This window comes from Pseudomonas frederiksbergensis (genome assembly GCF_001952935.1).
Classification (GTDB): Bacteria; Pseudomonadota; Gammaproteobacteria; order Pseudomonadales; family Pseudomonadaceae; genus Aquipseudomonas; species Aquipseudomonas frederiksbergensis.
The window spans coordinates 2,586,935-2,612,999 of sequence record NZ_CP018319.1 but is presented as its reverse complement, the minus strand read 5'-3'; the positions used below and the strand labels follow the sequence as shown (position 1 = coordinate 2,612,999).

Below are 26,065 nucleotides of genomic sequence, written 5' to 3'. Positions count from 1 at the left end.
CATGGGAAGAAAAACCGGTGCTGGCTGACGGCATACACCACCACTAGCACCGGGAGAGGGATTTTTCAGACGGGTTATGGCAGAGCGGCGACAACCGACAGCTCAACCAGGATTTGCGGTTCGCATAGCTTCGATTCAACGGTGGCACGGGCCGGGGCGACGCCTTTTGGCAGCCACTTGTCCCAGACCGCGTTCATGCCTTCGAAGTGTGCATCAATGTCTTTCAAGTAAATCGTTACCGACAGCAAACGGCTCTTGTCGGTCCCGGCCAGATCCAGCAAACGCTCGATGTTGGCAAGCGTTTCACGGGTCTGCTGTTCAATCCCGGCGTTCATATCGTCGCCGACCTGCCCTGCCAGATACACGGTACCGCTGTGGACTACGATCTGGCTCATGCGCTCATTGGTGAGCTGGCGCTGGATTGACATGTTTTGCAGACTCCTGAAGTTTTTTTCCATAACGGGAAATATCGAGGCCTTCGGCGCTGATCTGCGGCGTTTTCTTCGCCATCAAATCGGCCAGCAAGCGACCGGAACCGCACGCCATGGTCCAACCAAGCGTGCCGTGACCCGTGTTCAAAAACAGATTGCTGAACGGCGTAGCACCCACGATCGGCGTACCGTCCGGGGTGGTCGGACGCAGGCCGGTCCAGAAACTCGCCTGGGCCAGGTCGCCGCCCTGAGGATAGAGGTCGTTGACGATCATCTCCAGGGTTTCGCGCCGACGCGGATTCAGCGACAGGTCAAAACCGGCAATTTCAGCCATGCCACCGACGCGGATGCGATTGTCGAAACGGGTGATCGCGACCTTGTAGGTCTCGTCGAGAATAGTCGAAGTCGGGGCCATCGCCGGGTTGGTGATCGGTACGGTCAAGGAATAACCCTTGAGCGGATACACCGGCGCCTTGATCCCCAGCGGCTTGAGCAGTTGCGGCGAGTAGCTGCCCAGGGCCAGCACGTAGCGATCAGCAGTTTCCAGCTTGCCGTCGATCCATACGCCGTTGATGCGGTCACCGGCGTAATCGAGGCGCTGAATGTCCTGGTCGAAGCGGAATTCCACACCCAGTTTGGTCGCCATTTCGACCAGGCGGGTGGTGAACATCTGGCAGTCGCCCGTCTGGTCATTCGGCAGGCGCAGGGCACCGGCGAGGATATTGGTGACGCTGGCCAGCGCCGGCTCAACGCGAGCAATGCCGGCGCGGTCGAGCAGTTCGAATGGCACGCCAGATTCTTTCAGCACGGCGATGTCTTTCCAGGCGCCGTCGAGTTGGGCCTGGGTGCGGAACAGTTGGGTAGTACCGAGGCTGCGGCCTTCGTAGGCAATACCGGTTTCGGCGCGCAATTCATCGAGGCAGTCACGGCTGTACTCGGACAGGCGGACCATGCGCTCCTTGTTCACCGCATAACGGCTGGCGGTGCAGTTGCGCAGCATTTGCGCCATCCACAAGTATTGGTCGATGTCGGCGGTGGCCTTGATCGCCAGCGGTGCGTGGCGCTGCAACAGCCACTTGATGGCCTTGAGCGGAACGCCCGGCGCAGCCCACGGCGAGGCATAACCCGGCGAAACCTGCCCGGCGTTGGCGAAGCTGGTCTCCATGGCAGCGGCCGGCTGACGGTCCACCACCACCACTTCAAACCCGGCACGCGCCAGGTAGTAAGCACTGGTGGTACCGATGACGCCGCTACCCAAGACCATAACGCGCATTTTCATATCCCTCATCGCGGCTTGCCGCTGACGTTTGTAGTTGTCGAGCATTGATGTGCGCAGTGTAAAAAAGATCAGGCAGTGCTTTTCACTATATAAGTGCCTATATTTGGCGAGAATTCTCGGCAAAAACGCTTTTCACGGAGGCGCATCCCCTATGCGTACCAACACTCAGACCAAACGTGAGCTGGACAAGATCGACCGCAACATCCTGCGGATCCTACAAACGGACGGACGCATCTCTTTCACCGAACTGGGTGAAAAGGTCGGGCTCTCGACCACGCCTTGTACGGAGCGGGTCCGGCGGCTGGAGCGCGAAGGGATCATCATGGGCTACAACGCCCGGCTCAATCCGCAGCACCTCAAGGGCAGTCTTCTGGTATTCGTCGAGATCAGCCTCGACTACAAATCCGGCGATACTTTCGAAGAGTTCCGACGCGCGGTCCTGAAGCTTCCCCACGTGCTGGAGTGCCATTTGGTGTCAGGGGATTTCGACTATCTGGTGAAGGCGCGGATTTCCGAGATGGCCTCGTACCGCAAACTGCTGGGCGACATCCTGCTCAAGCTGCCGCATGTGCGCGAATCCAAGAGCTACATCGTGATGGAAGAAGTGAAAGAAAGCTTGAACCTGCCGATTCCGGATTGAGCCCACACAGATCGTCACAGATCGTTCCCACGCTCCGCGTGGGAACGATCAATCAAACGAGAACTTGCCGGGTGCTGGCCATGTACTCATGGATCTGCTTCTCGACCCGCGGATGAATCAGCTCCACCGGCCCCCGCCCATTCGGGCATGGCAAGGTCTTGGTGGTGCCGAACAACCGGCAAATCAGTGGCCGCTCGTCATACACGGTGCAGCCGTTGGGTCCGAGGTGAACACAATTGAGTTCATCCATTGCCGCATCCTGCTCGGCCCGGGTCTTGCGTGGCAGGCGAGACATTTCTTCCGGTGAGGTGGTCACCGGCCCACAGCAGTCATGGCAGCCGGGCACGCACTCGAACGAGGGAATTTGCTGCCGTAGCGTGCGAATTTTCTGACTGTTGCAGCTCATCGAAGCGGTGACCAAAAGCGAAATAGAGCGCGATTCTGACGCAAAAGCCCCGATCCAGACAGCACCAACCGACCAGTGTTGCCCGTGTCCGAAGGTCCGGCTTATGCTCCGTCAAATTTTCTAAACGCAAGAATCAGGAACACGCACATGAATGCCCGTGCCCAGCAACCGGCCCCGAACCACAAGCACCCTGCTTCTTACTACGCCGCCAGCAGCCTGCCGCAGCCCGATCATCCGGTGCTCGCAGGCGATCTGGTGGCTGACGTGTGCGTGGTCGGTGGCGGGTTCTCCGGGTTGAACACGGCACTCGAACTGGCCGATCGCGGCTTGAGTGTAATTCTGCTCGAAGCCCACAAAATCGGTTGGGGCGCCAGCGGACGCAATGGCGGGCAGTTGATTCGTGGTATCGGCCATGGCCTCGATCAGTTCGTCAACGTGGTCGGTGCGGACGGCGTGCGTCAGATGAAACTCATGGGCCTGGAAGCGGTGGAAATCGTCCGACAGCGCGTCGAGCGTTTTCAGATTCCTTGCGACCTGACGTGGGGTTATTGCGACCTGGCCAACAAACCCCGAGACCTCGAAGGTTTTGCCGAAGACGCCGAAGAGCTGCGCAGCCTCGGTTATCGTTACGAAACCCGTCTGCTGCAAGCCAGTGAAATGCATTCGGTAGTGGGTTCCGACCGCTACGTTGGCGGTTTGATCGACATGGGCTCGGGGCACCTGCATCCGCTGAACCTGGCGCTGGGTGAAGCGGCCGCCGCCCAACAGTTGGGGGTGAAGCTGTTCGAACGATCGGCAGTCACCCGCATCGATTATGGCCCCGAGGTGAAGGTCTACACCGCCCAAGGTTCGGTCCGCGCCAAAACGCTGGTGCTGGGCTGCAACGCCTACCTCAATGAACTCAATCCCGAACTCAGCGGCAAGGTGCTGCCCGCCGGCAGCTACATCATCGCCACCGAACCCTTGAGCGAAGAACTGGCTCACGCGCTTCTGCCGCAGAACATGGCGGTCTGTGATCAGCGGGTCGCGCTGGATTACTACCGGCTCTCGGCGGACCGACGCTTGCTGTTTGGCGGCGCCTGTCACTATTCAGGTCGCGACCCGAAGGACATCGCCGCGTACATGCGGCCGAAAATGCTGGAGGTTTTCCCGCAACTGGCCGGGGTCAAGATCGACTATCAATGGGGCGGGATGATTGGCATCGGCGCTAATCGCCTGCCGCAGATCGGGCGGTTAAAGGATCAGCCGAACGTGTATTACGCCCAGGCTTATTCCGGTCATGGCGTGAATGCCACGCACCTGGCGGGGAAGTTGTTGGCTGAGGCTATCAGTGGCCAGCACAGTGGAGGATTCGATCTGTTTGCCAAGGTGCCGCATATCACCTTTCCTGGCGGTAAGCATTTGCGCTCGCCGTTGTTGGCGTTGGGGATGTTGTGGCATCGGCTTAAAGAGTTGGTCTGAACCTGATTAAGCGACATATCCACCCTTGTAGCAGCTGACGAGCACCGCGAGGCAGCGTTCGGCGGCGAAGCCGTCGCAAATCCTGCAACCGCGCTCTTTCAGGCAAACCGCGGTGTCTGATTTACGACTGCTTCGCAGTCGGACGCAGCCTTCGGCAGCTGCTACAAGGAATCGCATTTCATCTCAAATCCGCCAGAACGGTTTAAGTCCCTCCTCCCGCGCCTGCTCCGGACTCAACCCGATGTCCTTGAGCTGCTCGGTCGTGAGTTCCAGCAATGCCTTGCGCGTGTGCCGGCGATGCCAGAACAGGCCCCAGCGACTCAGGCCGGACGGTGCGTTGCGCATGACCGCCTCGCGTGCGCCGTGGTTTTGCCCTGCCGCCAGTTCCTGACTGTGTAACGTCAGCCGCACATCGCTCAAGCCGTTCATTTTGATTGCTCCTGTTTACTTGGGTAGCCAGAGCTTTCATGATGCGTCGACGGCCAAAAGCATTACAGATTCAACGAGACTGTATTAACTCCATACAGATTTTGCATTTCAGCGTCTGAATCCCCTATTTTCGCCCCATCTGTACTGGTCAACCGAATCACCCACACCGAGACTGCACCATGACCCTTTACGTCAACCTCGCCGAACTGCTCGGCACGCGTATCGAACAGGGCTTCTATCGCCCCGGTGACCGGCTGCCGTCGGTGCGGGCGTTGAGTGTTGAACATGGCGTGAGCCTGAGCACGGTGCAGCAGGCGTATCGCGTGCTGGAAGACAGCGGCCTGGCCACCCCCAAACCCAAGTCGGGCTACTTTGTACCGGTGGGTCGTGAACTGCCGGAGCTTCCGGCCATTGGCCGCCCGGCGCAGCGGCCGGTGGAAATTTCCCAGTGGGATCAGGTGCTGGAACTGATCCGCGCGGTGCCACGCAAGGACGTGGTGCAACTGGGTCGCGGCATGCCGGACATCACCACGCCGACCATGAAACCGCTGCTGCGCAACCTGGCGCGAATCAGCCGGCGACAGGACATGCCCGGCCTGTATTACGACAACATCTACGGCACCCTCGAACTGCGCGAACAGATCGCCCGCCTGCTGCTCGATTCCGGTTGCCAATTGACGGCTCACGACCTGGTGATCACCACCGGTTGTCACGAAGCGCTGTCCACCAGCATCCGCTCCATCTGCGAGCCGGGCGACATTGTGGCCGTGGACTCGCCCAGCTTTCACGGCGCCATGCAGACCCTCAAGGGCCTGGGCATGAAAGCCCTGGAAATCCCCACCGATCCGCTCACCGGGATCAGCCTCGATGCGTTGGAACTGGCTTTGGAACAATGGCCGATCAAGGCCATACAGTTGACCCCCAACTGCAACAACCCGCTGGGCTACATCATGCCGGAGTCGCGCAAACGCGCGTTGTTGACACTCGCACAGCGCTTCGACGTGGCGATCATCGAGGACGATGTGTATGGCGAACTGGCCTACACCTACCCGCGCCCGCGCACGATCAAATCCTTCGACGAAGACGGCCGCGTCCTCCTATGCAGTTCCTTTTCCAAGACCCTGGCGCCGGGGTTGCGTATCGGTTGGGTGGCGCCAGGACGGTATCTGGAACGGGTGCTGCACATGAAATACATCAGCACCGGCTCTACCGCGCCGCAACCGCAGATCGCGATTGCCGAATTTCTCAAGGCCGGACATTTCGAACCGCATTTACGGCGGATGCGCAGCCAATACCAACGCAATCGCGACGTGATGATCGACTGGGTCAGCCGCTATTTTCCGGCCGGCACCCGCGCCAGTCGCCCTCAGGGCAGCTTTATGCTTTGGGTCGAGCTGCCGGAGGGTTTCGACACCCTGAAACTGAATCGTGCGCTGCACGACCAAGGCGTACAGATTGCCGTCGGCAGTATCTTTTCCGCCTCGGGCAAATACCGCAATTGCCTGCGGATGAACTACGCTGCCAAGCCAACGCCGCAAATTGAAGAAGCGGTGCGCAAGGTCGGCGCCGCAGCGATCAAACTGCTCGCGCAAAGCGACTGCGCCACCGACTGACCTTTCTCGGGAATCCAGCGTCCATATGCCGACACCTGCCGCCAATCGGAACGATCCTACGTGAGAGTCAGACAGCCCCTGCTCGCTCTACTGTTTCTCGCCTCGTTCCTCAACGGCTGTGCGACATTCAACGTTCCGCGCGAACCGAGCCAGGCGCTGCCCGCCAGTGACTCGGCGTTCGGTCGCTCGGTCCAGGCTCAGGCGGCCCCCCACGGAGGGCAGTCCGGCTTTCGCCTGCTGTCCGACAGCACCGAAGCCTTCACGGCCCGCGCCGAGCTGATCCGCAACGCCCAAAGCAGCGTGGATTTGCAGTACTACATCGTTCACGACGGCATCAGCACACGGATGCTGGTGGACGAACTGCTCAAGGCTGCCGACCGTGGCGTACGCGTGCGCATTCTGCTCGACGACACCACCAGCGATGGCCTGGACCGCATCATCGCCACACTGGCGGCACATCCGCAGATCCAGATCCGCGTATTCAACCCATTGCACCTTGGCCGCAGTACCGGCGTGACTCGAACCGCGGGACGGTTGCTCAACCTGTCGCAGCAACACCGGCGCATGCACAACAAGCTATGGCTGGCCGACAACAGCATGGCCATCGTCGGTGGACGCAATCTGGGGGATGAGTACTTCGATGCCGAACCCAACCTTAATTTCACCGACATCGACATGCTCGGCGTCGGCCCGGTCGCCGAACAGCTGGGGCATAGTTTCGACCAATACTGGAACAGTGCGCTGAGCAAGCCGATCGACGAGTTCCTCTCGAGCAAACCGACGGCCATGGACCTGGAAAACACCCGGACCCGACTGGAAGAATCGCTGGAAGAGACCCGCAAGCAGAATCACGCGCTGTATCAGCAGCTGATGATTTACACCACCAAGCCACGCCTGGACATCTGGCGCCGGGAGTTGATCTGGGCCTGGAACCAGGCGTTGTGGGATGCCCCGAGCAAGGTCCTGTCAGACGGCGAGCCTGACCCGCACTTGCTGCTGACCACGCAACTGGCGCCCGAACTCAGGGGCGTCAGTAAAGAATTGATCATGATTTCGGCTTACTTCGTACCGGGGCAGCCGGGACTGGTGTACCTCACCGGCCGGGCTGACGCCGGGGTGTCGGTGAGTTTGTTGACCAACGCCCTGGAAGCCACGGACGTGCCGGCCGTGCACGGCGGTTACGCACCTTATCGGCGAGCGCTGCTGGAACATGGTGTGAAGCTGTACGAATTGCGCCGCCAGCCCGGCGAAGGTGGCGGCAGCGGGCCGCATATTTTCTACAGCAAGTCCTACCGGGGTTCTGATTCCAGTTTGCACAGTAAAGCGATGATCTTCGACCAGCAGAAATCCTTCATCGGCTCGTTCAATTTCGACCCGCGCTCGGTGCTGTGGAACACCGAAGTCGGGGTGCTGGTGGACAGCCCCGAACTCGCCGCGCATGTGCGCAAAGCGGCCATGGAAGGTATGGCGCCGCCCTTGAGTTATCAGGTGAAACTGGAAAATGACCGGATCGTCTGGGAGACGGAAGACGACGGCAAGATGCATGTGTTGACCAAGGAACCGGGCAGCTTGTGGCGCCGGTTCAATTCCTGGTTCAGCACGGCGGTCGGCCTGGAGCGGATGCTTTAGCAGGCGATAAAGAGCCCTGTGGGAGTGAGCCTGCTCGCGAAGGCGGTGTGTCAGTCACCCTTTGTACTGGCTGGCATGACGCTATCGCGAGCAGGCTCACTCCCACAGGGATGTGGCTACCTGGTTGGCGTCAGGCAGGCTCGACAACCGTGCCGAACGCGCCTTGCCGCGACAGCAGAATCACCAACCCCAGCGCACCCGCCGCCATCAGCAGCGGCAACGCATGTCCGCTGATCCACTGGCTGCCGGCGCCGGCCGCCAATGGTCCGACCAGACAACCGATCCCCCACAGTTGCGCGATATGCGCATTGGCGCGCACCAGTGCATCGTCGCGGTAGCGCTCGCCGATCAGGATCAGTGACAAGGTGAACAAGCCGCCGGCACTGGCACCGAACAACACCCACAACGGCCAGATCAGCAATGTGTCGATCAACAACGGGATGGCCAGGCTCGATATCAGCAGGACCACCGCACACCCGGTGAACAGCGTACGTCGTGACAAGCGATCGGCCAGCGCGCCAATCGGCAACTGCAGCAAGGCATCACCCACTACCACCGTGCTGACCATCGCCAACGCAATTTCGGTCGTAAAGCCCTGACGCAGGCAATAAACCGGCAACAACGTCAGGATCATCGCTTCGAACGCGGCGAACAGCGACACCGCCCAGGCAATCGCCGGCAGGCCACGGCAGAAACCCAGCAAGTCGCTGAAGGTCACGCTGCAGGCTTCACTGGTCGGCGCGCCGCTGCGGCCCAGCAACAGGAGCGGTGCCGCCATCAGCAAACCGACGCCGACCCAGAATCCGTAATCGTGCTCAGTGCCCAGTACGCCAAGCAGCAACGGCCCGGCCAGCTGACTCAGCGCGTAGCTGCTGCCATACAACGCCACCAATCGTCCGCGCCACTCTTCCACCACAAGCTGGTTGATCCAGCTTTCGCCGAGGATGAACACGAGGGTCAGGATCACCCCGATCATCAGGCGCAACGCCAGCCAAATCGGATAGCTCGGCAACAGCGCCAGCAAACCGATGGACAACGCCCCGGCCCACAGGCACAAACGCATCAGATTGGCCGTGCCCAGACGCGCGGCCAGATGGCTGGAGACCTTCGCGCCCAACAGCACGCCTATGGCAGGCATCGCCGCCATCACGCCAATGGCGAACGAGCCGTAACCCCAGCCTTCCAGACGAAACGACACCAGCGGCATGCTGACGCCCAAGGCCAGGCCGACACTCAAGACAGACGCCAACACGGCGAAATAAGTCGCCCAACGCATTTCCCACGCTCCTGTGGATATTATTTTTCAGACACCGCACAAAACAAATGTGGGAGCGGGCTTGCTCGCGAAGAGGCCATCACATCCAACATCATCGTTGGCTGTCACGGCGCCTTCGCGAGCAAGCCCGCTCCCACAGGGGATCGTCGTTGTGTGGTACTTACAACTTGATCCAGGTCGCCTTCAGCTCGGTGTACTTGTCGAACGCATGCAGCGACTTGTCGCGACCGTTGCCGGACTGTTTGAAGCCACCGAACGGTGCCGTCATGTCGCCGCCGTCATACTGGTTGACCCACACGCTACCCGCGCGAAGTGCCTTGGCGGTCAGGTGGGCCTTGGAAATATCCTTGGTCCACACCGCTGCGGCCAAGCCGTAAGGGGTGTCGTTGGCAATCGCAATGGCTTCTTCGGCGGTATCGAAAGTGATCACCGACAGCACTGGGCCGAAGATTTCTTCCTGAGCGATTTTCATCGCGTTGCTGACACCGTCAAAAATCGTTGGCTCGACGTAAGTGCCACCGGTTTCCTGAAGAATGCGTTTGCCGCCCGCCACCAGTTTGGCGCCGTCGGTGTGGCCGGATTCGATGTAGGACAGCACCGTGTTCATCTGCTGGGTATCCACCAGCGCGCCGACGTTGGTCGCCGGGTCCAGCGGGTTGCCCGGTTTCCAGGTTTTCAGCGCCTCGATCACCAGCGGCAGGAATTTATCCTTGATCGAACGTTCCACCAGCAAGCGCGAGCCGGCCGTGCAGACTTCGCCCTGGTTGAAGGCGATGGCGCCAGCCGCCGATTCAGCGGCAGCTTGCAGGTCCGGCGCATCGGCGAACACGATGTTCGGGCTCTTGCCGCCGGCTTCGAGCCAGACGCGTTTCATGTTCGATTCGCCGGAGTAGATCAGCAGTTGCTTGGCGATTTTGGTCGAACCGGTGAACACCAGAGTGTCCACATCATTGTGCAGGGCCAGGGCCTTGCCGACGGTGTGGCCGTAACCTGGCAGGACGTTCAGCACGCCTTTCGGAATACCGGCTTCGACGGCCAGCGCAGCGATGCGGATGGCGGTCAGCGGGGATTTTTCGGACGGCTTGAGGATCACCGAGTTACCGGTGGACAGCGCCGGCCCGAGTTTCCAGCAGGCCATCATCAACGGGAAATTCCACGGCACGATCGCGGCGACGACGCCGACCGGTTCGCGGGTTACCAGACCCAACTGGTCATGGGGCGTCGCGGCTACTTCGTCGTAGATCTTGTCGATGGCTTCACCGCTCCAGCTCAGGGCTTGCGCCGCGCCAGGAACGTCGATGTACAGGGAATCGCTGATCGGCTTGCCCATGTCCAGGGTTTCAAGCAGGGCCAACTCTTCGGCGTGCTGTTTCAGCAGGCCGGCGAAACGGATCATGGTGGCTTTACGTTTGGTCGGCGCCAGGCGCGACCAGACGCCGGAATTGAAAGTGGCGCGGGCGTTTTCAACAGCACGTTGGGCATCGGCGGCGTCACAGCTGGCGATCTTGCCCAGCAGACGGCCATCGACCGGGCTGATGCACTCGAAGGTCTCGCTGGAGACGGCATCGGTATATTCGCCATTGAGGTAGGCGCGGCCTTCGATCTTCAAATCGCGAGCCCGTTGTTCCCAATCGGCACGAGTCAGGGTGGTCATACGAGTGTCCTCCTCTTATTGAATACGAGCGCCCGCGGTCTTCGCGGACGGTCTCAGGAATTCTGCCCAGCCAGCCTGTTTTTTCGGCCCAAGGCAACTGCCACCCTAAACCAGCGGCAGGTGAAGTTTCAATATATTTGACAAAAGGCTGGCAAACGGCCTTGCGATGTTCATTTTAATAAACATAGACTTTGGGCTTTCCAGTCACTTGCGCCGCAATTACGGGGGATTACAACAATGAGCATCCAGGACATCGTCGATTTCAGCCAGGCCACCACCCAGCCCGAACGCTATCGGCCAGACCAGGCGAAAATCCTCAAGGGCGACCCCGAGCAAGCAGTGTACAACCACTACAACAGCCCTTGTGGTCAGTTGAACGCCGGCGTGTGGGAAGGTGCGATTGGCCAGTGGCTGGTGAACTTTACCGAGCATGAATACTGCGAAATCGTCCAGGGCGTGTCCGTGCTACGCGACAACGACGGCAACAGCAAGACCGTTCGGGCGGGCGACCGCTTCGTCATCCCGGCCGGGTTCCGGGGCACCTGGGAAGTGCTGGAGACGTGCCGCAAGATCTATGTGGCGTTTGAACAAAAGACCTGAGCAATTTGTTAAGGCATCAAAAAGGCCCATATCGCAAGATATGGGCCTTTTTTTTGCTTGGCTGCACGGCCAGATGCCAAGTGAAATAGGTAATTACCGCACTCAATCGCCGACCTTGCCGGATGCTGTTCTCGCTCCCGAATAAAGGAGCCTCACCGTCATATTTCACATGGAAGTGAATCAACATGAAAAACTTTCTCACCACTGGCCTGCTGGCAGGTCTTTTCCTGGCCGTCACCCTGACGTCGGCGCATGCGAACGAGCCGGAACAGCCAGCGCAGCGATGCGATGCACGGAGGGTCACGTACCTCATCGGCGAATACCTGTCCCGGTCCGTTCGCGATGAGGCCTTCAGGGAGTCACGGGCGACCAGCATTAAAATCAACTCCCGCGACCTGGACCCTGACAACAATCGCCTGCAAATCAGGACCGATATAAACCTGGATATTATTGCCATTTACTGCGGTTGATCATTCGCAGGCCCCACTATTGGGGGCAACAAAAAAGGCCCGTATCTCGCGATACGGGCCTTTTTCGTAAGAGGGAAAAATCAATTACTTGATTTTGCCTTCTTTGTACATCACGTGCTTGCGAACGCGCGGATCGAACATGCGCTTTTCGAGCTTGTCCGGAGTAGTACGCTTGTTCTTGTCGGTAGTGTAGAAGTGACCAGTACCGGCGCTAGAAATCATTCGAATCAATTCACGCATGATTAGCTCCCTTAGATCTTGCCAGCTTTGCGAATTTCGGCCAGCACGACAGTAATGCCACGCTTGTCGATGATACGCATGCCTTTGGCAGATACGCGCAGACGCACGAAACGTTTCTCTTCTTCAACCCAGAAGCGGTGATGCTGCAGGTTCGGCAGGAAACGACGACGGGTTTTGTTGTTTGCGTGGGAAATGTTATTCCCAGTCACCGGACCCTTACCGGTAACTTGACATACTCTCGACATGCCTCAGCCCTCTAAAACCACATGCCCAACCCGGCATGGGTTGGCCGCTTAATCTCTCAGTCATTTGGCGCCAGGCGCCGCGTTTCTTTAGAGGTCTTACCGGCTACACCTACAGTGAAGGAACCGGGCCCCTAGAAAAGAGCGCTGCTTTATACCAGAAAGACTGGAGAGCAACAACATTCCGTGTGCGCGGACTTGGTAAATTCCCCATTTTTCACGCGCAGAGCGCCTTGGATAAAGGCTGTCGTCGATTAAGACCGCTCGTCGCAGAGAATCGGCCAACCGACCGATTCCGGGTTTTCCTCGGCCCGCATCACCGAAAACAAGCGCACATAGTCCACTTAAATTGAAAAAGGAGATAGTCATTTGCAAAAGAGCCCACTAGGGTAAGCCTTTTCCAGACTGCACTTGCAGATGGGCCTTCGATCTGTAAAGGAATCCGACCATGCGCCTCGCTGCCCTACCGCTGTTGCTCGCCCCTCTTCTGCTGAGCCCGCTGGCTCATGCCGCCGCTCTGAGCGTTTGCACCGAGGCAAGCCCGGAAGGGTTCGACGTGGTGCAATACAACTCGCTGACCACCACCAATGCTTCGGCCGACGTGCTGATGGACCGTCTGGTGGACTTCGATACAGCCAGCGGCAAGGTGATCGCCAGCCTCGCGGACAGCTGGGAAGTCACGCCCGATGGCCTGACGTATGTGTTCAAGCTTCACCCACGGGTGAAATTCCACCGCACTGAATACTTTAGCCCGACGCGTGAGCTGACCGCCGAGGACGTGAAATTCAGCTTCGACCGCATGCTCGACCCGGCCAACCCATGGCACAAGGTCGCCCAGAGCGGATTCCCGCATGCCCAGTCGATGCAATTGCCTGCATTGATCAAGAAGATCGACGCACTGGACCCGCTGACCATACGGTTCACCCTCGACCACCCGGATTCGACTTTCCTCGCGACCCTGAGCATGGGCTTCGCCTCGATCTACTCCGCCGAATATGCCGACAAACTGATGAAGGCCGGCACCCCGGAGAAGCTCAACAGCCAGCCGATCGGCAGCGGTCCGTTCATCTTTACGCGTTTCCAGAAAGACGCCTCGATTCGCTACAAGGCCAACCCGGATTACTTCCGTGGCAAGCCTTCGGTGGACCCGCTGATTTTCGCCATTACCCCCGACGCCAACGTGCGGCTGCAGAAATTGCGCCGCAACGAATGCCAGATCGCCCTGTCGCCCAAGCCTCTGGACGTACAGGCAGCGCTGAAAGAACCGACCCTGAAAGTGGAAAAGACTGACGCCTTCATGACCGCGTTCGTTGGCATCAACAGCCAGCATCCGCCGCTGGACAAGCCTGAAGTGCGCCAGGCCATCAACCTCGCATTCGACAAGACCAACTACGTCAAAGCCGTGTTCGAAGACACCGCCGAACCTGCCAACGGTCCATACCCGCCGAACACCTGGAGCTATGCCAAAGGCCTGCCGGGTTACTCGCACGACGTCGAAAAAGCCAAAGCACTGATGGCGAAGGCCGGGCTCAAGGACGGTTTCAAGACCACCATCTGGACCCGCCCTTCTGGCAGCCTGCTCAACCCGAATCCGAGCCTCAGCGCGCAAATGCTGCAATCGGACCTCGCGGAAATCGGCATTCAGGCGGAAATTCGGGTGATCGAATGGGGCGAGCTGATTCGCCGCGCCAAGGCCGGTGAACACGATCTGTTGTTCATGGGCTGGGCGGGCGACAACGGCGACCCGGACAACTTCCTCACGCCGCAGTTTTCCTGCGCCGCGGTCAAGTCCGGCACCAACTTCGCGCGCTACTGCAACCAGGACCTGGACAAGCTGATCAGCGCCGGCAAGACCACCGGCGAGCAAGGTGTGCGCACCAAGCTCTACGAACAGGCCCAAGCACAGATCCAACAGCAGGCGCTGTGGCTGCCGCTGGCCCACCCGACCGCCTTCGCACTGACGCGCAAGGATGTGCAGGGCTACCAGGTCAGTCCGTTTGGCCGGCAGGACTACTCGAAGGTCAACCTAAAGTAATCCGCTCCCACATGGGCTCGCTTAATCCGCCCTTCCACTTACATCCAGCCGTACTCGGCCATGGACAGCGGATCACCGTCCCCGACGATAAAATGGTCGAGCACCCGCACATCGATCAGGTCCAGCGCCTCTTGCAGGCGCTTGGTCAGCACTCGGTCGGCCTGGCTGGGATTGGTATTTCCCGACGGATGGTTATGACAGAGGATCAACGCTGCGGCGTTGTGGGCCAATGCGCGTTTAACCACTTGTCTCGGATAGACACTCGTACTGTCGATGGACCCGCGAAACAGCACTTCAAAGGTCAGCACTTGATGCCTGGAATCCAAAAAAAGACAGCCGAACACCTCGTGAGGCTCATGGCGCAGCATTGACTTCAGGTAATCGCGAACCGCCTGCGGATTTTCCAGCGCGTTTTTTTGGCGCGCACGTTCGGCCAAATGCCGCCGGCTCATTTCCTGGACCGCTTGCAACTGAGCGAATTTCGCCGGCCCCAGCCCCAACTGCCTGCTGAACGCCTCCTGATCGGCCTCAAGCAATGAACGCAGGCTGCCAAACTGATTCAACAGGTGTCGCGCCAGATCTACCGCGCTTTTACCCGACACACCCGTTCGTAAAAAAATCGCCAACAGCTCGGCGTCCGAAAGGCTCCCCGAGCCCAACTCAAGCAACCTCTCCCGCGGCCGTTCCGCCGCTGGCCAATCGCGAATACTCATAGCACCTCCCTGGTCTGTGGGCGCCGCTGTTCCGTTGCGGTCGCTGTGATATCGTAGCCCATCTTTTTTGCGGGCGATTTCATCCCTGGGGAGGGGGTATCGCCATGCAGTCATCAACGAAATGAAAGGCAGACCTATGCAGCGGCTGTATCGGAAACGCATCGTTCTGGGCGTCGGCGGCGGCATCGCTGCCTACAAGAGCGCCGACCTGGTTCGCCGCCTGATCGACCAGGGCGCCGAAGTGCGCGTGGTCATGACCCGCGGCGGCAGCGAGTTCATCACACCGTTGACCATGCAGGCCTTGTCCGGGCATCCGGTCCACCTCGATTTGCTCGACCCGGCGGCCGAAGCGGCCATGGGCCACATCGAGCTGGCCAAATGGGCCGACCTGGTGCTGATCGCCCCCGCCACCGCGGACCTCATTGCCCGCCTGGCCCAAGGCATTGCCGACGACCTGCTGACCACGCTGGTGCTGGCCACCGACGCCGTGGTCGCCGTTGCCCCGGCGATGAACCAGGCCATGTGGCGCGACCCGGCCACCCAGGCCAACCTGCAAACCCTCGAAAGCCGCGGCCTGAAATCCTTCGGCCCGGCCTCCGGCAGCCAGGCCTGCGGCGACGTCGGCATGGGCCGCATGCTCGAAGCCACCGACCTCGCCCAGTGCGCCGCGGACTGCTTCCAGCGTCAGGCGCTGACCGGTAAACACGTGCTGATCACCGCGGGTCCGACCCAGGAAAACATCGACCCGGTGCGCTACATCACCAACCACAGCTCCGGAAAAATGGGCTTTGCCCTTGCCGAGGCCGCAGTGGAAGCCGGCGCCCGCGTAACGCTGATTACGGGGCCGGTGCACCTGCCGACCCCGGATCGCGTCACCCGCATTGACGTGGTCAGCGCCCGCGACATGCTCGCCGCCTGCGAAGCCGCAATCCCTTGCGACCTGTTCATCGCCTCGGCAGCGGTCGCGGACTACCGTCCGGAAGTCGTCGCCCCACAGAAACTCAAGAAAGACCCTACGAACGGCGACGGCTTGTTGCTACAGATGGTGCGTAACCCAGACATTCTGGCCACCATTGCCACTCGCCCCGACCGTCCGTTCAGTGTCGGCTTCGCCGCCGAAACCGAACACTTGCTCGATTACGCTGCCCGCAAGTTGAAAGACAAGAACCTCGATTTGATCGTCGCCAACGACGTCGCCAACCCGAGCATTGGCTTCAACAGCGAAGAAAACGCCTGCAGCGTGATCGACCGCCAGCTACACGCCACACTTTTCGCCCAGACCAGCAAGAGCAAAATCGCTCGCCAGCTGATCACTTTTATCGCCGAACGTCTGAACCAGGTTTAATTTACATGCACGCTTTGCAAGCCAAGATCCTCGACCCACGCATCGGTACCGAATTCCCGCTGCCGCAATACGCCACGCCAGGCTCCGCCGGCCTCGACCTGCGCGCCATGCTGGAAAAAGACACCGTCATCAAGCCGGGCGAAACCCTGCTGATCCCTACCGGCCTGTCTGTCTACATTGGCGATCCGGGTTTGGCGGCGCTGATTCTGCCGCGCTCAGGCCTTGGCCATAAGCACGGCATCGTGCTGGGCAACCTGGTTGGCCTGATCGACTCCGATTACCAGGGCCCACTGATGGTGTCGTGCTGGAACCGTGGCCAGACCGACTTCAACATGGTGGTAGGCGAACGCCTGGCACAATTGGTGCTAGTGCCGGTGGTTCAAGCGCATTTTGAAATGGTTGAAGAGTTCGTCGAAACCCAGCGCGGCACGGGCGGGTTCGGCCACTCCGGCAGCCACTGATGATTTCCTTGTGGGAGCGAGCCGGCTCCGGGCGGCGTTCCGACGATGACGGTTGCACATTCGACAAAGATGTCGCCTGCGAGTCCGCTATCGCGAGCAGGCTCGCTCCCACAGGTTTTGCACTGAATTGCACAGACGTCATCTGAAAGGTTTATCACTGAAAATCAAGGCATTGGCCGCTCCATTACACGCTGATGTCGGGGTCATGGCCTTTTCACACCACGAACTCTCAGTAGAAAACGCCGTCATACCCTTCAGTTTGAGCCTGCCGACGAGTTTTTCGCCGGCAGGTCCAGCCACTTTCGAGATGGAGCATTCCTACAGATGAGCACCCCAGCCCAAGTCGCACCCAAGTTTCCCGACAGCATCTTCCGCGCCTACGACATTCGCGGCACCGTCCCGGAATTCTTGAACGCTGAAACCGCTTATTGGCTCGGTCGCGCCATCGGCTCCCAGAGCCTGGCCCAGGATGAACCGAACGTTTCAGTCGGCCGCGACGGTCGCCTGTCCGGTCCGGAACTGGTCGAACAACTGATCAAAGGCCTCGCCGACAGCGGTTGCCACGTCAGCGACGTCGGCCTGGTGCCAACGCCTGCGCTGTACTACGCCGCCAACGTGCTGGCCGGCAAATCCGGCGTGATGCTCACCGGCAGCCACAACCCGTCGAACTACAACGGCTTCAAAATCGTCATCGCTGGCGACACCCTGGCCAACGAACAGATCCAGGCCCTGCACGAACGCCTCAAGACCAACAACCTGAGCAGCGGCAAGGGCAGCATCACCCAGGTCGAGATCCTCGACCGCTACAACACCGAAATCGTCCAGGACATCAAACTGGCTCGTCGCCTCAAAGTCGTGGTCGATTGCGGCAACGGCGCGGCCGGTGTGATCGCCCCGCAGTTGATCGAAGCCCTGAACTGCGAAGTCATCCCGCTGTTCTGTGAAGTCGATGGCAACTTCCCGAATCACCACCCGGACCCGGGCAAGCCTGAAAACCTGGTCGACCTGATCGCCAAGGTCAAGGAAACCAACGCCGACCTGGGCCTGGCTTTCGACGGCGACGGCGACCGCGTCGGCGTGGTGACTAACACCGGCAGCATCGTCTACCCCGACCGCCTGCTGATGCTGTTCGCCCGTGACGTGCTGGCGCGCAACGCTGACGCGGAGATCATCTTCGACGTCAAATGCACCCGTCGTCTGACACCGCTGATCAAGGAATACGGCGGCCGTCCGCTAATGTGGAAGACCGGTCACTCGTTGATCAAAAAGAAAATGAAACAGACTGGCGCCCTGTTGGCCGGCGAAATGAGCGGGCACATCTTCTTCAAGGAACGCTGGTTCGGTTTCGACGACGGCATTTACAGCGCCGCGCGCCTGCTGGAGATCCTCAGCAAGGAAAAATCCACCGCGGAAGAGCTGTTTGCGACCTTCCCGAACGATATTTCTACGCCGGAGATCAATATCCATGTGACCGAAGAGAGCAAATTCAGCATCATTGATGCTCTGCACGACGCGAAGTGGGGCGAAGGCGCCGACCTGACCACCATTGACGGCGTGCGAGTCGACTACGCCAAAGGCTGGGGCCTGGTGCGCGCCTCCAACACCACACCGGTGCTGGTGCTGCGCTTCGAGGCCGATGACGAGGCTGAATTGCAACGCATCAAGGACGTTTTCAAAGTCCAATTGAAGCGTGTTGCCCCCGATCTCCAATTACCGTTTTGATCTTCTGAAGCACCCGGAGCCCTGAATGACCCTCGAACGCGAAGCCGCCGCCAACACCGCCAAGGTCCTGTCCGAAGCGCTGCCTTACATTCGCCGCTATGTCGGCAAGACGCTGGTGATCAAATACGGCGGCAACGCGATGGAGAGCGAGGAGCTGAAAACCGGCTTCGCCCGCGACATCGTGCTGATGAAAGCCGTGGGTATCAATCCGGTGGTGGTTCACGGCGGCGGCCCGCAAATCGGCGACCTGCTCAAGCGCCTGTCGATCGAGAGCCACTTCATCGATGGCATGCGCGTGACTGACGCGCAAACCATGGACGTGGTGGAAATGGTCCTCGGCGGCCAGGTCAACAAGGACATCGTCAACCTGATCAACCGTCATGGCGGCAGCGCCATCGGCCTGACCGGTAAAGATGCCGAGCTGATTCGCGCGAAAAAGCTCACCGTGACCCGCCAGACGCCGGAGATGACTCAACCGGAAATCATCGACATCGGCCAGGTCGGTGAAGTGGTCGGGATCAACACCGACTTGCTGAACCTGCTGGTCAAAGGTGACTTCATCCCGGTGATCGCGCCAATCGGTGTCGGTTCCAACGGCGAGTCGTACAACATCAACGCTGACCTGGTGGCCGGTAAAGTCGCCGAAGCGCTGAAAGCTGAAAAGCTGATGCTGCTGACGAATATCGCCGGCCTGATGGACAAGTCGGGCACGGTCCTGACCGGCCTGACCACCCAACAGGTCGACGCTTTGATCGCCGACGGCACCATCTACGGCGGCATGCTGCCGAAGATTCGTTGCGCGCTGGAAGCGGTTCAGGGTGGCGTGGGCAGTTCGTTGATCATCGATGGCCGGGTGCCGAACGCGATTCTGCTGGAAATCTTCACCGATACCGGTGTGGGTACCTTGATCAGCAATCGCAAGCGTCCCTGATTGATAAAGCCTTAAAAGATCGCAGGCTTCGGCAGCACCTACGGATGTACGAATATTCCGTAGGAGCTGACGAAGTCTGCGATCTTTTTTATGCGCGCAGGAAATGTCCGACCTGACTATGCGAAACGTCCGACATCCAGCCAGCATTAATCCGCATAGGATCTTCCCTGCATCCACAGGAGATCTACCCCATGAAAAAAGACCACGTTCCCTACGGCAGTGATGTTTCAGCAGGCACTTACGAGTGCGCAGACTGCGGGCGCGAATACACCAATCAGTCAAAGACTTCGCTTCCGCCGTGTCCAGACTTCAAACCAAGCACCCACGTACTCAATGGCTGGAATATCCTGACCGGCCAAGGTGACGCCGTGGCAGATCCGTATCCAAACAAGCCTTCCAAGTAATCCCGGGGGGCTGAAAAATGCAGATCTCATTCACGATCGACGCCCAGGCGTTCGAGCAGGAGCAGAAGGAGCCGGTCAAAAAGACCTTGAAGATCTCCGACCACGAAATCGCCCACGCCCTGCAGCGAATCGCCAAGGCGAGCCTGACCGAATACTTGAAAATGCTGGTGGAAGGCGGCATGCCGAGTCGGGCCGATGAAGCGAAGCAGGATCGCTTGCTGTATCTGATTCAAAGTTACTTCGGGCAGACATTGCCGACCGAATCTCAGATATCTACGATTTTTCAGCTGACCCAGAGCCAAAGCAAAACCCTGCTGAAAAACACGGTTTCGCGCTTTCGCAATCAGCTGGACGAAATTCTTCAACACAGCATGAGGGCCGTGATTGAGACGGCAGAGCATGCGCAGACGGTTTATCTGGTGGTGATCAGCTCCGACGTCATCCGTGATGAGCTGAACATGCTGATTACCCAGAACGAGCCGACTTTCAAACCCATTACAAAACGCAAAGGCAGCGCCGGGCAGTTTGAAATCAGTGAAGATTCCCACGCGCTGTTGTGCCAGACATTGGGCCTGAATGCCGTTCAGTGACATCGTCGCGGTCAGCGGCTTGCTGCTGACCCTGACCACCTTCATGTTCAACCTGGCGTGGCCAAGATTGCATGAAGCGCTAGAACTGGATGAAAAACAGCCAGGTCCACTCGCCAGAAAACGCAGCAGGAAAACAGTAATGAACGCTTTGTTCGGCCGCGCTCTTCCGCTGACGACCGCCTTCATAGCGCTGTTTTACGTCAACTTCCCTGCCGCCGTGAGGATCATGGGAAGCAGCACACTGGATCTGTGGGATTTTGATGTGGATCGCACGCTCTACGTGCTAGTCGTCCTGGCGCTGCTGGTGTTTGCGCTGTTCAACCTGGGATTGGTACTAAAACTAATCGGAAAATGGCGAAGACTGCGCTGACGACCAAAACAAAAGACCCCGCTCAGCCTGGCTGAGCGGGGTCTTTTTTTGCCTGCAATCCCTGTGACAATCCACCTTTTGTGGCGAGGGAGCTTGCTCCCACAGGTGATTGTGGTCAGACGCCGAACTGGGCGCGGTAGGCTTCTACGGCTGGCAGGTGTTGCTTGAGCTGCGGGTCATCCGCCAGGAATTCGAGCACCTGGTTCAGAGAAACGATGCTGATCACCGGAATGCCGAAGTCACGCTCCACTTCCTGGATGGCCGACAACTCACCGTTGCCACGCTCCTGACGGTTCAAGGCGATCAACACGCCCGCCGCCTTGGCGCCGTCCTGGGAAGCGATGATCTGCATCACCTCGCGGATGGCAGTGCCAGCGGTGATCACGTCGTCGATGATCAGCACGTCGCCGGTCAACGGTGCGCCGACCAGACTGCCGCCTTCGCCGTGAGCCTTGGCTTCCTTGCGGTTGAAGCACCATGGCAGATCACGGTCATGATGCTCGGCCAAGGCCACTGCGGTGGTCGCCGCCAAAGGGATGCCTTTGTAGGCCGGACCGAATAAAACGTCGAACGAAATACCGCTCTCGACGATGGCTGCCGCGTAGAAACGCCCCAGCTGCGCAAGGGCCATCCCTGAGTTGAACAGGCCGGCATTGAAGAAGTAAGGACTGGTGCGTCCGGACTTCAGGGTGAACTCGCCGAAGCGCAAAACGCCGCGATCGATGGCAAAACGAATGAAATCGCGCTGATACGCTTGCATGAAAAAAACCCCAAATACCACGGATTTAGCTAATTAGGTTGACGCCGTGTATCATACACGCACGCGATTTTTGGGGCCATTTATGCGGATCATCAGTGTGAACGTCAATGGTATTCAGGCTGCAGTGGAGCGAGGGTTGCTCAGTTGGCTGCAAGCACAGAATGCCGACGTCATCTGCCTGCAGGACACCCGCGCCTCCGCCTTTGAACTGGACGATCCAGCCTTCCAACTGGATGGCTACTTCCTTTATGCCTGCGAAGCCGAAGTTCCCGCCCAAGGTGGCGTGGCTTTGTATTCGCGGCTGCAACCGAAGGCAGTCATCAGCGGTCTCGGCTTCGAGACGGCCGACCGCTACGGGCGCTACCTGCAAGCCGATTTCGACAAGGTCAGCATCGCGACCTTACTGCTCCCTTCGGGGCAGAACGGCGATGAAGACTTGAACCAGAAGTTCAAGCTAATGGACGATTTCGCCCGTTATCTGGATAAACAGCGACGCAAACGTCGCGAGTACATTTACTGTGGCTCGCTGTACGTGGCGCAACAGAAGCTGGATATCAAGAACTGGCGCGACAGCCAGCAATCCCCGGGCTTCCTGGCACCTGAACGTGCCTGGATGGACGAGATTGTCGGCAACATGGGCTATGTCGATGCCCTGCGTGAAGTCAGCCGCGAAGGCGACCAGTACAGCTGGTGGCCGGATAACGAACAGGCTGAAATGCTCAACCTCGGTTGGCGTTTCGACTATCAGTTACTGACACCAGGCTTGCGTCGCTTCGTTCGTAGCGCGCGCCTGCCTCGTCAGCCACGGTTCTCGCAACATGCACCGCTGATCGTGGACTACGACTGGACGCTGACTATCTAAGCGTCGTTTCGCAGATGCAAAAAAGCCGACATCGCTGTCGGCTTTTTTGTGCACGCTGATTTCTGGCTCTTTGTAGGAGTGAGCCTGCTCGCGATAGCGGTAGACCAGTCACATTAATGTTGAATGTGAATGCCTCATTGCGAGCAGGTTCGCTCCCACAGGGGGATCTGTGTTGTGTGGCTTACTTGATCAACCGCCAGGTAAACGGATACCGGTAAGGCACCCCTTCATTGGCTTTCACCCCGGCAATGATCGTCAGCACCAGTGCACCGATCGCGACCAGGCCAAACAGGAAGAACCCGACGATCACCAGCATCAGCAGGAAGCAGATGGCGGAGGCAATGGCGACGGTGATCTGAAAGTTCAGCGCCTCCTTGCCTTGAGCATCAACAAACGGGTCCATCTCGCGCTTCATCTGCCAGAGAATCAGCGGGCCGATCAGCGTACCGAACGGAATCCAGATCCCCAGCAAGGCGGACAGGTGACAAAACATCGCCCACTGCCGAACCTCTTTGCTCGGTGTGGGAAGCAGCTGTTGCTCGTCACTCATGGCGTCCTCCTTGCGTGGAATAGTCCGATCAGTCAGCCAGTGCAGCCTTTTGCAGCTCGAAGATTTCGGTCATGCCTTTCTTCGCCAACTCAAGCATAGCGTTCAGTTCTTCCGGCTGGAATGGAGCGCCTTCGGCAGTTCCCTGGACTTCGATGAAACCGCCAGTGCTGGTCATCACCACGTTCAGGTCGGTCTCGGCGGCCGAGTCTTCCAGGTAGTCGAGGTCGAGTACCGGCTCGCCCTGGTACATGCCCACCGATACGGCAGCAATCATTTGCTTCAGCGGGTCGCCGCCTTTCAGGCCGCCGCGCTTCTTGATCACTTTCAAGGCATCGACCAGTGCAACCATGGCGCCGGTGATGGACGCGGTGCGGGTGCCGCCGTCAGCCTGGATCACATCGCAATCGACGTACAGGGTGACGTCGCCCAGCTTGGACATGTCCAGCGCAGCGCGCAGGGAACGACCGATCAGACGCTGGATTTCCAGGGTGCGGCCGCCTTGCTTGCCGCGGCTCGCTTCACGCTGGTTACGCTCGCCAGTGGCGCGCGGCAGCATGCCGTACTCAGCGGTCAACCAGCCTTGGCCCTGACCTTTAAGGAAACGCGGCACGCCGTTCTCGACGCTGACGGTGCAGATGACTTTGGTATCACCGAACTCGACCAGTACGGATCCCTCGGCGTGTTTGGTGTAGTTGCGGGTAATGCGGATCGAGCGGAGCTGATCGGCAGCGCGACCACTTGGACGTTTCATAGGGAATACCTGTACGGGGGACGGAAAACTGCCGAGCATTATAGAGCCGCAGGGCCACGAGTGGGCACTTCTAAAAAATCCCCCGACGACTGAAGGCCCGCAATAGCGCTTTACCGACGGCCTGTAGCCCTTTGTCACTTCGTGTGTTTGGGCGCATTCGCCCCACTGCGCTACAATCCTGCGCCTTTGCTGCCTCTGGGCTTAAATTCATATAGATCAGGCCTGCGAAACCTTTGGTAACGCATGGACCTGCATTGCGAGGTACCTCCATGGTGCACAGCATGACCGCCTTCGCCCGCGTCGAGAAAGCCGGCGCCCAAGGCACCCTTAGCTGGGAACTGCGCTCGGTCAACAGCCGTTACCTGGAGCCGCACTTGCGTCTGCCGGAGTCCTTTCGCGACCTCGAAGGCGCAGTCCGCGAAGCCCTGCGCCAAGGAATCTCCCGGGGCAAGCTCGAATGCACCTTGCGCTTCACCGAAGAAAACACCGACAAACCCCTGCAAGTGGACCGCGAGCGCGCCGCGCAATTGGTCGCCGCCGCCGAGACCATCGCCGGCCTGATCAAAAATCCGGCCGCGCTCAACCCATTGGAAGTCCTGGCCTGGCCTGGCGTGCTGGTGGGCGATGCGACCGACCCGCAAGCCCTGAATGCCGAAGCCCTGGCGCTGTTCAACGAAGGCCTGAAAGAACTCAAGGCCGGCCGCGAGCGCGAAGGCGCGGAGCTGGCACGGCTGATCAACGATCGCCTGACCTCCATTGAAGAAGACGTGGTGACCCTGCGCGAACTGGTGCCGCAGATGCTTGCCACCCAGCGTCAGAAGGTCCTCGACCGCTTCGCCGACATGAAGGCCGAGATGGACCCTCAGCGGCTGGAGCAGGAAATGGTCATGCTCGCGCAGAAGAGCGACGTCGCCGAAGAACTGGATCGCCTGAGCACTCACATCATCGAAGTTCGCCGGGTACTCAAATCCGGTGGTGCTGCCGGTCGGCGCCTGGACTTCCTGATGCAAGAGCTCAACCGCGAAGCCAACACACTGGGCTCCAAAGCCTTCGACCCGCGCAGCACCCAGGCGGCGGTCAACCTCAAAGTGTTGATCGAGCAGATGCGCGAACAAGTGCAGAATATTGAGTAAGGCAAACCCCACATGACCCACAGCACCGGCACCCTGTACATCATTTCCGCCCCTTCGGGCGCGGGCAAGAGCAGCCTGGTCAAGGCCTTGACCGACGCCGATCAGGAGATCCGCGTCTCCGTCTCCCACACCACCCGCGCCATGCGCCCCGGTGAAGTGAACGGCGTGAACTATCACTTCGTCTCCCGCGAAGCGTTCGTGAAGATGGGCGAACATGGCGACTTCCTGGAGCGCGCCGAAGTGTTCGGCAATCTCTACGGCACCTCGCAAAGCCACTTGCAGCAGACCCTCGACGCAGGCCACGACCTGATTCTGGAAATCGACTGGCAAGGCGCCGAGCAAGTGCGCAAGTTGATGCCCCAGGCTCGTTCGATCTTCATTCTGCCGCCGTCCCTGCAAGCCTTGCACCAGCGCCTGACCAATCGCGGTCAGGACAGCGACGAGATCATCGAAGGCCGGATGCGCGAAGCCGTCAGCGAGATGAGTCACTACGTTGACTATGATTACCTGATCATCAACGACGATTTCGCCCACGCACTGCGCGATTTGCAGGCGATTTTCCGCGCCAATCAGCTGCATCAGAAGCGCCAGCAGCAGCGGCACGGAAAACTTTTGGCCGAATTGCTCGGCTAAACAGCTCTTCCCAAAACCGTTGCAAGGGCTTTACATTGGCACTTGCAGCGCGTTGAAGGGCTTGGTCAAAAAATCAGCGCTTCCCTAATCGCTGGTGATTTTTTAAACTGTCGAGTCCGCTCGCCCAACCGGGCAGCGCGCATATTGCATTCGCTCCGAGGAATACCATGGCCCGCGTAACCGTTGAAGATTGCCTAAACCACGTGGAAAACCGCTTTGAGCTGGTCATGCTGTCTACCAAGCGTGCCCGTCAACTGGCCACCGGCGGCAAAGAGCCACTGGTTCAGTGGGAAAACGACAAGCCTACTGTTGTAGCCTTGCGTGAAATCGCTGAAGGCCTGATGAGCTACGAGTTCATCGCCAACGCTGAAATCGTCGAAGACGAACCGCTGTTCGCAGCGTTCGAGGACGAGTCCAACGAGGCCGTCTAAGCCA

General features: G+C 59.3%; 29 protein-coding genes and 1 pseudogene. 18 read left to right on the top strand and 12 right to left on the bottom strand.

The window, feature by feature from the left end; genetic code table 11:
* Positions 1-74: 74 nt before the first annotated feature.
* Positions 75-428, bottom strand: a complete 354-nt coding sequence (locus PFAS1_RS12030) for a RidA family protein (RefSeq protein WP_076029299.1) — start codon at positions 426-428, stop codon at positions 75-77.
* Positions 400-1,704 carry a D-amino acid dehydrogenase gene (gene dadA / locus PFAS1_RS12025; protein WP_046053837.1) on the bottom strand — a complete coding sequence of 435 codons (1,305 nt, stop codon included), beginning with the start codon at positions 1,702-1,704 and terminating at the stop codon, positions 400-402. Before dadA ends, PFAS1_RS12030 begins: the two co-directional genes overlap by 29 nt.
* Positions 1,705-1,861: 157 nt before the next feature.
* Between dadA and PFAS1_RS12020 the strand changes: the two genes are divergently transcribed.
* On the top strand, positions 1,862-2,350 hold the full coding sequence (locus PFAS1_RS12020; protein ID WP_003176896.1) for an Lrp/AsnC ligand binding domain-containing protein: 489 nt from the start codon (positions 1,862-1,864) through the stop codon (positions 2,348-2,350).
* A 52-nt stretch (positions 2,351-2,402) separates the two neighbouring features.
* On the opposite strand, the gene PFAS1_RS12015 is transcribed toward PFAS1_RS12020, so the two are convergent.
* Positions 2,403-2,756, bottom strand: a complete 354-nt coding sequence (locus PFAS1_RS12015; RefSeq protein ID WP_007947437.1) for a YkgJ family cysteine cluster protein — start codon at positions 2,754-2,756, stop codon at positions 2,403-2,405.
* A 147-nt stretch (positions 2,757-2,903) separates the two neighbouring features.
* Between PFAS1_RS12015 and PFAS1_RS12010 the strand changes: the two genes are divergently transcribed.
* Positions 2,904-4,217, top strand: coding sequence for an NAD(P)/FAD-dependent oxidoreductase (locus PFAS1_RS12010; RefSeq protein WP_076029298.1), 1,314 nt, complete (start codon positions 2,904-2,906; stop codon positions 4,215-4,217).
* A 183-nt stretch (positions 4,218-4,400) separates the two neighbouring features.
* On the opposite strand, the gene PFAS1_RS12005 is transcribed toward PFAS1_RS12010, so the two are convergent.
* Complete coding sequence (locus PFAS1_RS12005; protein ID WP_074871935.1) at positions 4,401-4,646, bottom strand: DUF1127 domain-containing protein; 246 nt, start codon at positions 4,644-4,646, stop codon at positions 4,401-4,403.
* A 179-nt stretch (positions 4,647-4,825) separates the two neighbouring features.
* Between PFAS1_RS12005 and PFAS1_RS12000 the strand changes: the two genes are divergently transcribed.
* Together PFAS1_RS12000 and PFAS1_RS11995 are read left to right on the top strand one after the other, a co-directional pair.
* Positions 4,826-6,259, top strand: a complete 1,434-nt coding sequence (locus PFAS1_RS12000) for an aminotransferase-like domain-containing protein (protein WP_074871937.1) — start codon at positions 4,826-4,828, stop codon at positions 6,257-6,259.
* Positions 6,260-6,319: 60 nt separating this feature from the next.
* Positions 6,320-7,888, top strand: a complete 1,569-nt coding sequence (locus PFAS1_RS11995; RefSeq protein ID WP_076029297.1) for a phospholipase D family protein — start codon at positions 6,320-6,322, stop codon at positions 7,886-7,888.
* 130 nt (positions 7,889-8,018) lie between these two features.
* Here the strand turns inward: PFAS1_RS11995 and PFAS1_RS11990 are convergent, their stop codons facing one another.
* Both PFAS1_RS11990 and PFAS1_RS11985 read right to left on the bottom strand, forming a co-directional pair.
* Positions 8,019-9,164, bottom strand: coding sequence for an MFS transporter (locus tag PFAS1_RS11990; protein WP_074871940.1), 1,146 nt, complete (start codon positions 9,162-9,164; stop codon positions 8,019-8,021).
* Positions 9,165-9,324: 160 nt separating this feature from the next.
* Complete coding sequence (locus PFAS1_RS11985; RefSeq protein ID WP_074871942.1) at positions 9,325-10,818, bottom strand: aldehyde dehydrogenase; 1,494 nt, start codon at positions 10,816-10,818, stop codon at positions 9,325-9,327.
* Positions 10,819-11,055: 237 nt separating this feature from the next.
* Between PFAS1_RS11985 and PFAS1_RS11980 the strand changes: the two genes are divergently transcribed.
* Complete coding sequence (locus tag PFAS1_RS11980) at positions 11,056-11,418, top strand: cupin domain-containing protein (RefSeq protein ID WP_076029296.1); 363 nt, start codon at positions 11,056-11,058, stop codon at positions 11,416-11,418.
* Between the two features lie 185 nt (positions 11,419-11,603).
* Positions 11,604-11,888: a hypothetical protein gene (locus tag PFAS1_RS11975; RefSeq protein WP_076029295.1), complete on the top strand. Its 285-nt coding sequence runs from the start codon at positions 11,604-11,606 to the stop codon at positions 11,886-11,888.
* 84 nt (positions 11,889-11,972) lie between these two features.
* Here the strand turns inward: PFAS1_RS11975 and rpmG are convergent, their stop codons facing one another.
* Positions 11,973-12,128: a 50S ribosomal protein L33 gene (rpmG, locus tag PFAS1_RS11970; protein WP_008150173.1), complete on the bottom strand. Its 156-nt coding sequence runs from the start codon at positions 12,126-12,128 to the stop codon at positions 11,973-11,975.
* An 11-nt stretch (positions 12,129-12,139) separates the two neighbouring features.
* The gene (rpmB, locus tag PFAS1_RS11965) at positions 12,140-12,373 is read right to left on the bottom strand and encodes a 50S ribosomal protein L28 (protein WP_007894701.1); all 234 of its coding nucleotides are present in this window, start codon (positions 12,371-12,373) and stop codon (positions 12,140-12,142) included.
* A gap of 445 nt (positions 12,374-12,818) precedes the next feature.
* Here rpmB and PFAS1_RS11960 point away from each other — a divergent pair, with 445 nt between their 5' ends.
* Positions 12,819-14,405 carry an ABC transporter substrate-binding protein gene (locus PFAS1_RS11960; RefSeq protein ID WP_076029294.1) on the top strand — a complete coding sequence of 529 codons (1,587 nt, stop codon included), beginning with the start codon at positions 12,819-12,821 and terminating at the stop codon, positions 14,403-14,405.
* Between the two features lie 38 nt (positions 14,406-14,443).
* On the opposite strand, the gene radC is transcribed toward PFAS1_RS11960, so the two are convergent.
* On the bottom strand, positions 14,444-15,118 hold the full coding sequence (radC, locus tag PFAS1_RS11955; RefSeq protein ID WP_076029293.1) for a RadC family protein: 675 nt from the start codon (positions 15,116-15,118) through the stop codon (positions 14,444-14,446).
* A gap of 136 nt (positions 15,119-15,254) precedes the next feature.
* Between radC and coaBC the strand changes: the two genes are divergently transcribed.
* The 7 genes and pseudogenes from coaBC (at position 15,255) to PFAS1_RS11920 (ending at position 20,941) form a co-directional block, all read left to right on the top strand.
* On the top strand, positions 15,255-16,463 hold the full coding sequence (coaBC, locus tag PFAS1_RS11950; RefSeq protein WP_074871951.1) for a bifunctional phosphopantothenoylcysteine decarboxylase/phosphopantothenate--cysteine ligase CoaBC: 1,209 nt from the start codon (positions 15,255-15,257) through the stop codon (positions 16,461-16,463).
* Positions 16,464-16,468: 5 nt separating this feature from the next.
* On the top strand, positions 16,469-16,924 hold the full coding sequence (gene dut / locus PFAS1_RS11945; protein WP_007894692.1) for a dUTP diphosphatase: 456 nt from the start codon (positions 16,469-16,471) through the stop codon (positions 16,922-16,924).
* 345 nt (positions 16,925-17,269) lie between these two features.
* A pseudogene (locus PFAS1_RS11940) lies at positions 17,270-18,646 on the top strand (phosphomannomutase/phosphoglucomutase); the annotation flags it as partial.
* A gap of 25 nt (positions 18,647-18,671) precedes the next feature.
* Complete coding sequence (gene argB, locus PFAS1_RS11935; RefSeq protein ID WP_076029291.1) at positions 18,672-19,577, top strand: acetylglutamate kinase; 906 nt, start codon at positions 18,672-18,674, stop codon at positions 19,575-19,577.
* Positions 19,578-19,768: 191 nt separating this feature from the next.
* The gene (locus PFAS1_RS11930) at positions 19,769-19,981 is read left to right on the top strand and encodes a hypothetical protein (RefSeq protein WP_074871958.1); all 213 of its coding nucleotides are present in this window, start codon (positions 19,769-19,771) and stop codon (positions 19,979-19,981) included.
* Between the two features lie 17 nt (positions 19,982-19,998).
* Positions 19,999-20,571, top strand: coding sequence for a hypothetical protein (locus PFAS1_RS11925; RefSeq protein ID WP_076029290.1), 573 nt, complete (start codon positions 19,999-20,001; stop codon positions 20,569-20,571).
* The gene (locus tag PFAS1_RS11920) at positions 20,558-20,941 is read left to right on the top strand and encodes a hypothetical protein (protein ID WP_076029289.1); all 384 of its coding nucleotides are present in this window, start codon (positions 20,558-20,560) and stop codon (positions 20,939-20,941) included. Before PFAS1_RS11925 ends, PFAS1_RS11920 begins: the two co-directional genes overlap by 14 nt.
* Before the next feature lie 115 nt (positions 20,942-21,056).
* Here PFAS1_RS11920 and pyrE read toward each other — a convergent pair whose 3' ends face one another.
* On the bottom strand, positions 21,057-21,701 hold the full coding sequence (gene pyrE / locus PFAS1_RS11915; protein WP_076029288.1) for an orotate phosphoribosyltransferase: 645 nt from the start codon (positions 21,699-21,701) through the stop codon (positions 21,057-21,059).
* A gap of 82 nt (positions 21,702-21,783) precedes the next feature.
* On the opposite strand from pyrE, the gene PFAS1_RS11910 reads away from it, so the two are divergent.
* Positions 21,784-22,563, top strand: a complete 780-nt coding sequence (locus PFAS1_RS11910; protein WP_007934608.1) for an exodeoxyribonuclease III — start codon at positions 21,784-21,786, stop codon at positions 22,561-22,563.
* Positions 22,564-22,744: 181 nt separating this feature from the next.
* On the opposite strand, the gene PFAS1_RS11905 is transcribed toward PFAS1_RS11910, so the two are convergent.
* Positions 22,745-23,113, bottom strand: coding sequence for a DUF4870 domain-containing protein (locus PFAS1_RS11905; protein ID WP_074871966.1), 369 nt, complete (start codon positions 23,111-23,113; stop codon positions 22,745-22,747).
* A 28-nt stretch (positions 23,114-23,141) separates the two neighbouring features.
* Entirely contained in the window at positions 23,142-23,864 is a 723-nt protein-coding gene (rph, locus tag PFAS1_RS11900) for a ribonuclease PH (RefSeq protein ID WP_074871968.1), read from the bottom strand.
* Positions 23,865-24,133: 269 nt separating this feature from the next.
* Between rph and PFAS1_RS11895 the strand changes: the two genes are divergently transcribed.
* From PFAS1_RS11895 to rpoZ, 3 genes are all read left to right on the top strand, one after another.
* Positions 24,134-24,997 (top strand): YicC/YloC family endoribonuclease, encoded by an 864-nt coding sequence (locus PFAS1_RS11895; RefSeq protein WP_008150145.1) that lies wholly within the window; start codon positions 24,134-24,136, stop codon positions 24,995-24,997.
* Between the two features lie 12 nt (positions 24,998-25,009).
* A complete protein-coding gene (gene gmk, locus PFAS1_RS11890; RefSeq protein WP_076029287.1) occupies positions 25,010-25,630 on the top strand; it encodes a guanylate kinase in 621 nt (206 codons plus the stop codon).
* A gap of 167 nt (positions 25,631-25,797) precedes the next feature.
* On the top strand, positions 25,798-26,061 hold the full coding sequence (gene rpoZ, locus PFAS1_RS11885; RefSeq protein ID WP_007894670.1) for a DNA-directed RNA polymerase subunit omega: 264 nt from the start codon (positions 25,798-25,800) through the stop codon (positions 26,059-26,061).
* Positions 26,062-26,065: the final 4 nt, after the last annotated feature.

Coding starts and splice junctions, on each gene's coding strand:
- PFAS1_RS12030 (WP_076029299.1), bottom strand. CDS start 428: ATGTCAATCCAGCGCCAGCTCACCAATGAGCGCATGAGCCAGATCGTA.
- dadA (WP_046053837.1), bottom strand. CDS start 1,704: ATGCGCGTTATGGTCTTGGGTAGCGGCGTCATCGGTACCACCAGTGCT.
- PFAS1_RS12020 (WP_003176896.1), top strand. CDS start 1,862: ATGCGTACCAACACTCAGACCAAACGTGAGCTGGACAAGATCGACCGC.
- PFAS1_RS12015 (WP_007947437.1), bottom strand. CDS start 2,756: ATGAGCTGCAACAGTCAGAAAATTCGCACGCTACGGCAGCAAATTCCC.
- PFAS1_RS12010 (WP_076029298.1), top strand. CDS start 2,904: ATGAATGCCCGTGCCCAGCAACCGGCCCCGAACCACAAGCACCCTGCT.
- PFAS1_RS12005 (WP_074871935.1), bottom strand. CDS start 4,646: ATGAACGGCTTGAGCGATGTGCGGCTGACGTTACACAGTCAGGAACTG.
- PFAS1_RS12000 (WP_074871937.1), top strand. CDS start 4,826: ATGACCCTTTACGTCAACCTCGCCGAACTGCTCGGCACGCGTATCGAA.
- PFAS1_RS11990 (WP_074871940.1), bottom strand. CDS start 9,164: ATGCGTTGGGCGACTTATTTCGCCGTGTTGGCGTCTGTCTTGAGTGTC.
- PFAS1_RS11985 (WP_074871942.1), bottom strand. CDS start 10,818: ATGACCACCCTGACTCGTGCCGATTGGGAACAACGGGCTCGCGATTTG.
- PFAS1_RS11980 (WP_076029296.1), top strand. CDS start 11,056: ATGAGCATCCAGGACATCGTCGATTTCAGCCAGGCCACCACCCAGCCC.
- PFAS1_RS11975 (WP_076029295.1), top strand. CDS start 11,604: ATGAAAAACTTTCTCACCACTGGCCTGCTGGCAGGTCTTTTCCTGGCC.
- rpmG (WP_008150173.1), bottom strand. CDS start 12,128: ATGCGTGAATTGATTCGAATGATTTCTAGCGCCGGTACTGGTCACTTC.
- rpmB (WP_007894701.1), bottom strand. CDS start 12,373: ATGTCGAGAGTATGTCAAGTTACCGGTAAGGGTCCGGTGACTGGGAAT.
- PFAS1_RS11960 (WP_076029294.1), top strand. CDS start 12,819: ATGCGCCTCGCTGCCCTACCGCTGTTGCTCGCCCCTCTTCTGCTGAGC.
- radC (WP_076029293.1), bottom strand. CDS start 15,118: ATGAGTATTCGCGATTGGCCAGCGGCGGAACGGCCGCGGGAGAGGTTG.
- coaBC (WP_074871951.1), top strand. CDS start 15,255: ATGCAGCGGCTGTATCGGAAACGCATCGTTCTGGGCGTCGGCGGCGGC.
- dut (WP_007894692.1), top strand. CDS start 16,469: ATGCACGCTTTGCAAGCCAAGATCCTCGACCCACGCATCGGTACCGAA.
- argB (WP_076029291.1), top strand. CDS start 18,672: ATGACCCTCGAACGCGAAGCCGCCGCCAACACCGCCAAGGTCCTGTCC.
- PFAS1_RS11930 (WP_074871958.1), top strand. CDS start 19,769: ATGAAAAAAGACCACGTTCCCTACGGCAGTGATGTTTCAGCAGGCACT.
- PFAS1_RS11925 (WP_076029290.1), top strand. CDS start 19,999: ATGCAGATCTCATTCACGATCGACGCCCAGGCGTTCGAGCAGGAGCAG.
- PFAS1_RS11920 (WP_076029289.1), top strand. CDS start 20,558: ATGCCGTTCAGTGACATCGTCGCGGTCAGCGGCTTGCTGCTGACCCTG.
- pyrE (WP_076029288.1), bottom strand. CDS start 21,701: ATGCAAGCGTATCAGCGCGATTTCATTCGTTTTGCCATCGATCGCGGC.
- PFAS1_RS11910 (WP_007934608.1), top strand. CDS start 21,784: ATGCGGATCATCAGTGTGAACGTCAATGGTATTCAGGCTGCAGTGGAG.
- PFAS1_RS11905 (WP_074871966.1), bottom strand. CDS start 23,113: ATGAGTGACGAGCAACAGCTGCTTCCCACACCGAGCAAAGAGGTTCGG.
- rph (WP_074871968.1), bottom strand. CDS start 23,864: ATGAAACGTCCAAGTGGTCGCGCTGCCGATCAGCTCCGCTCGATCCGC.
- PFAS1_RS11895 (WP_008150145.1), top strand. CDS start 24,134: ATGGTGCACAGCATGACCGCCTTCGCCCGCGTCGAGAAAGCCGGCGCC.
- gmk (WP_076029287.1), top strand. CDS start 25,010: ATGACCCACAGCACCGGCACCCTGTACATCATTTCCGCCCCTTCGGGC.
- rpoZ (WP_007894670.1), top strand. CDS start 25,798: ATGGCCCGCGTAACCGTTGAAGATTGCCTAAACCACGTGGAAAACCGC.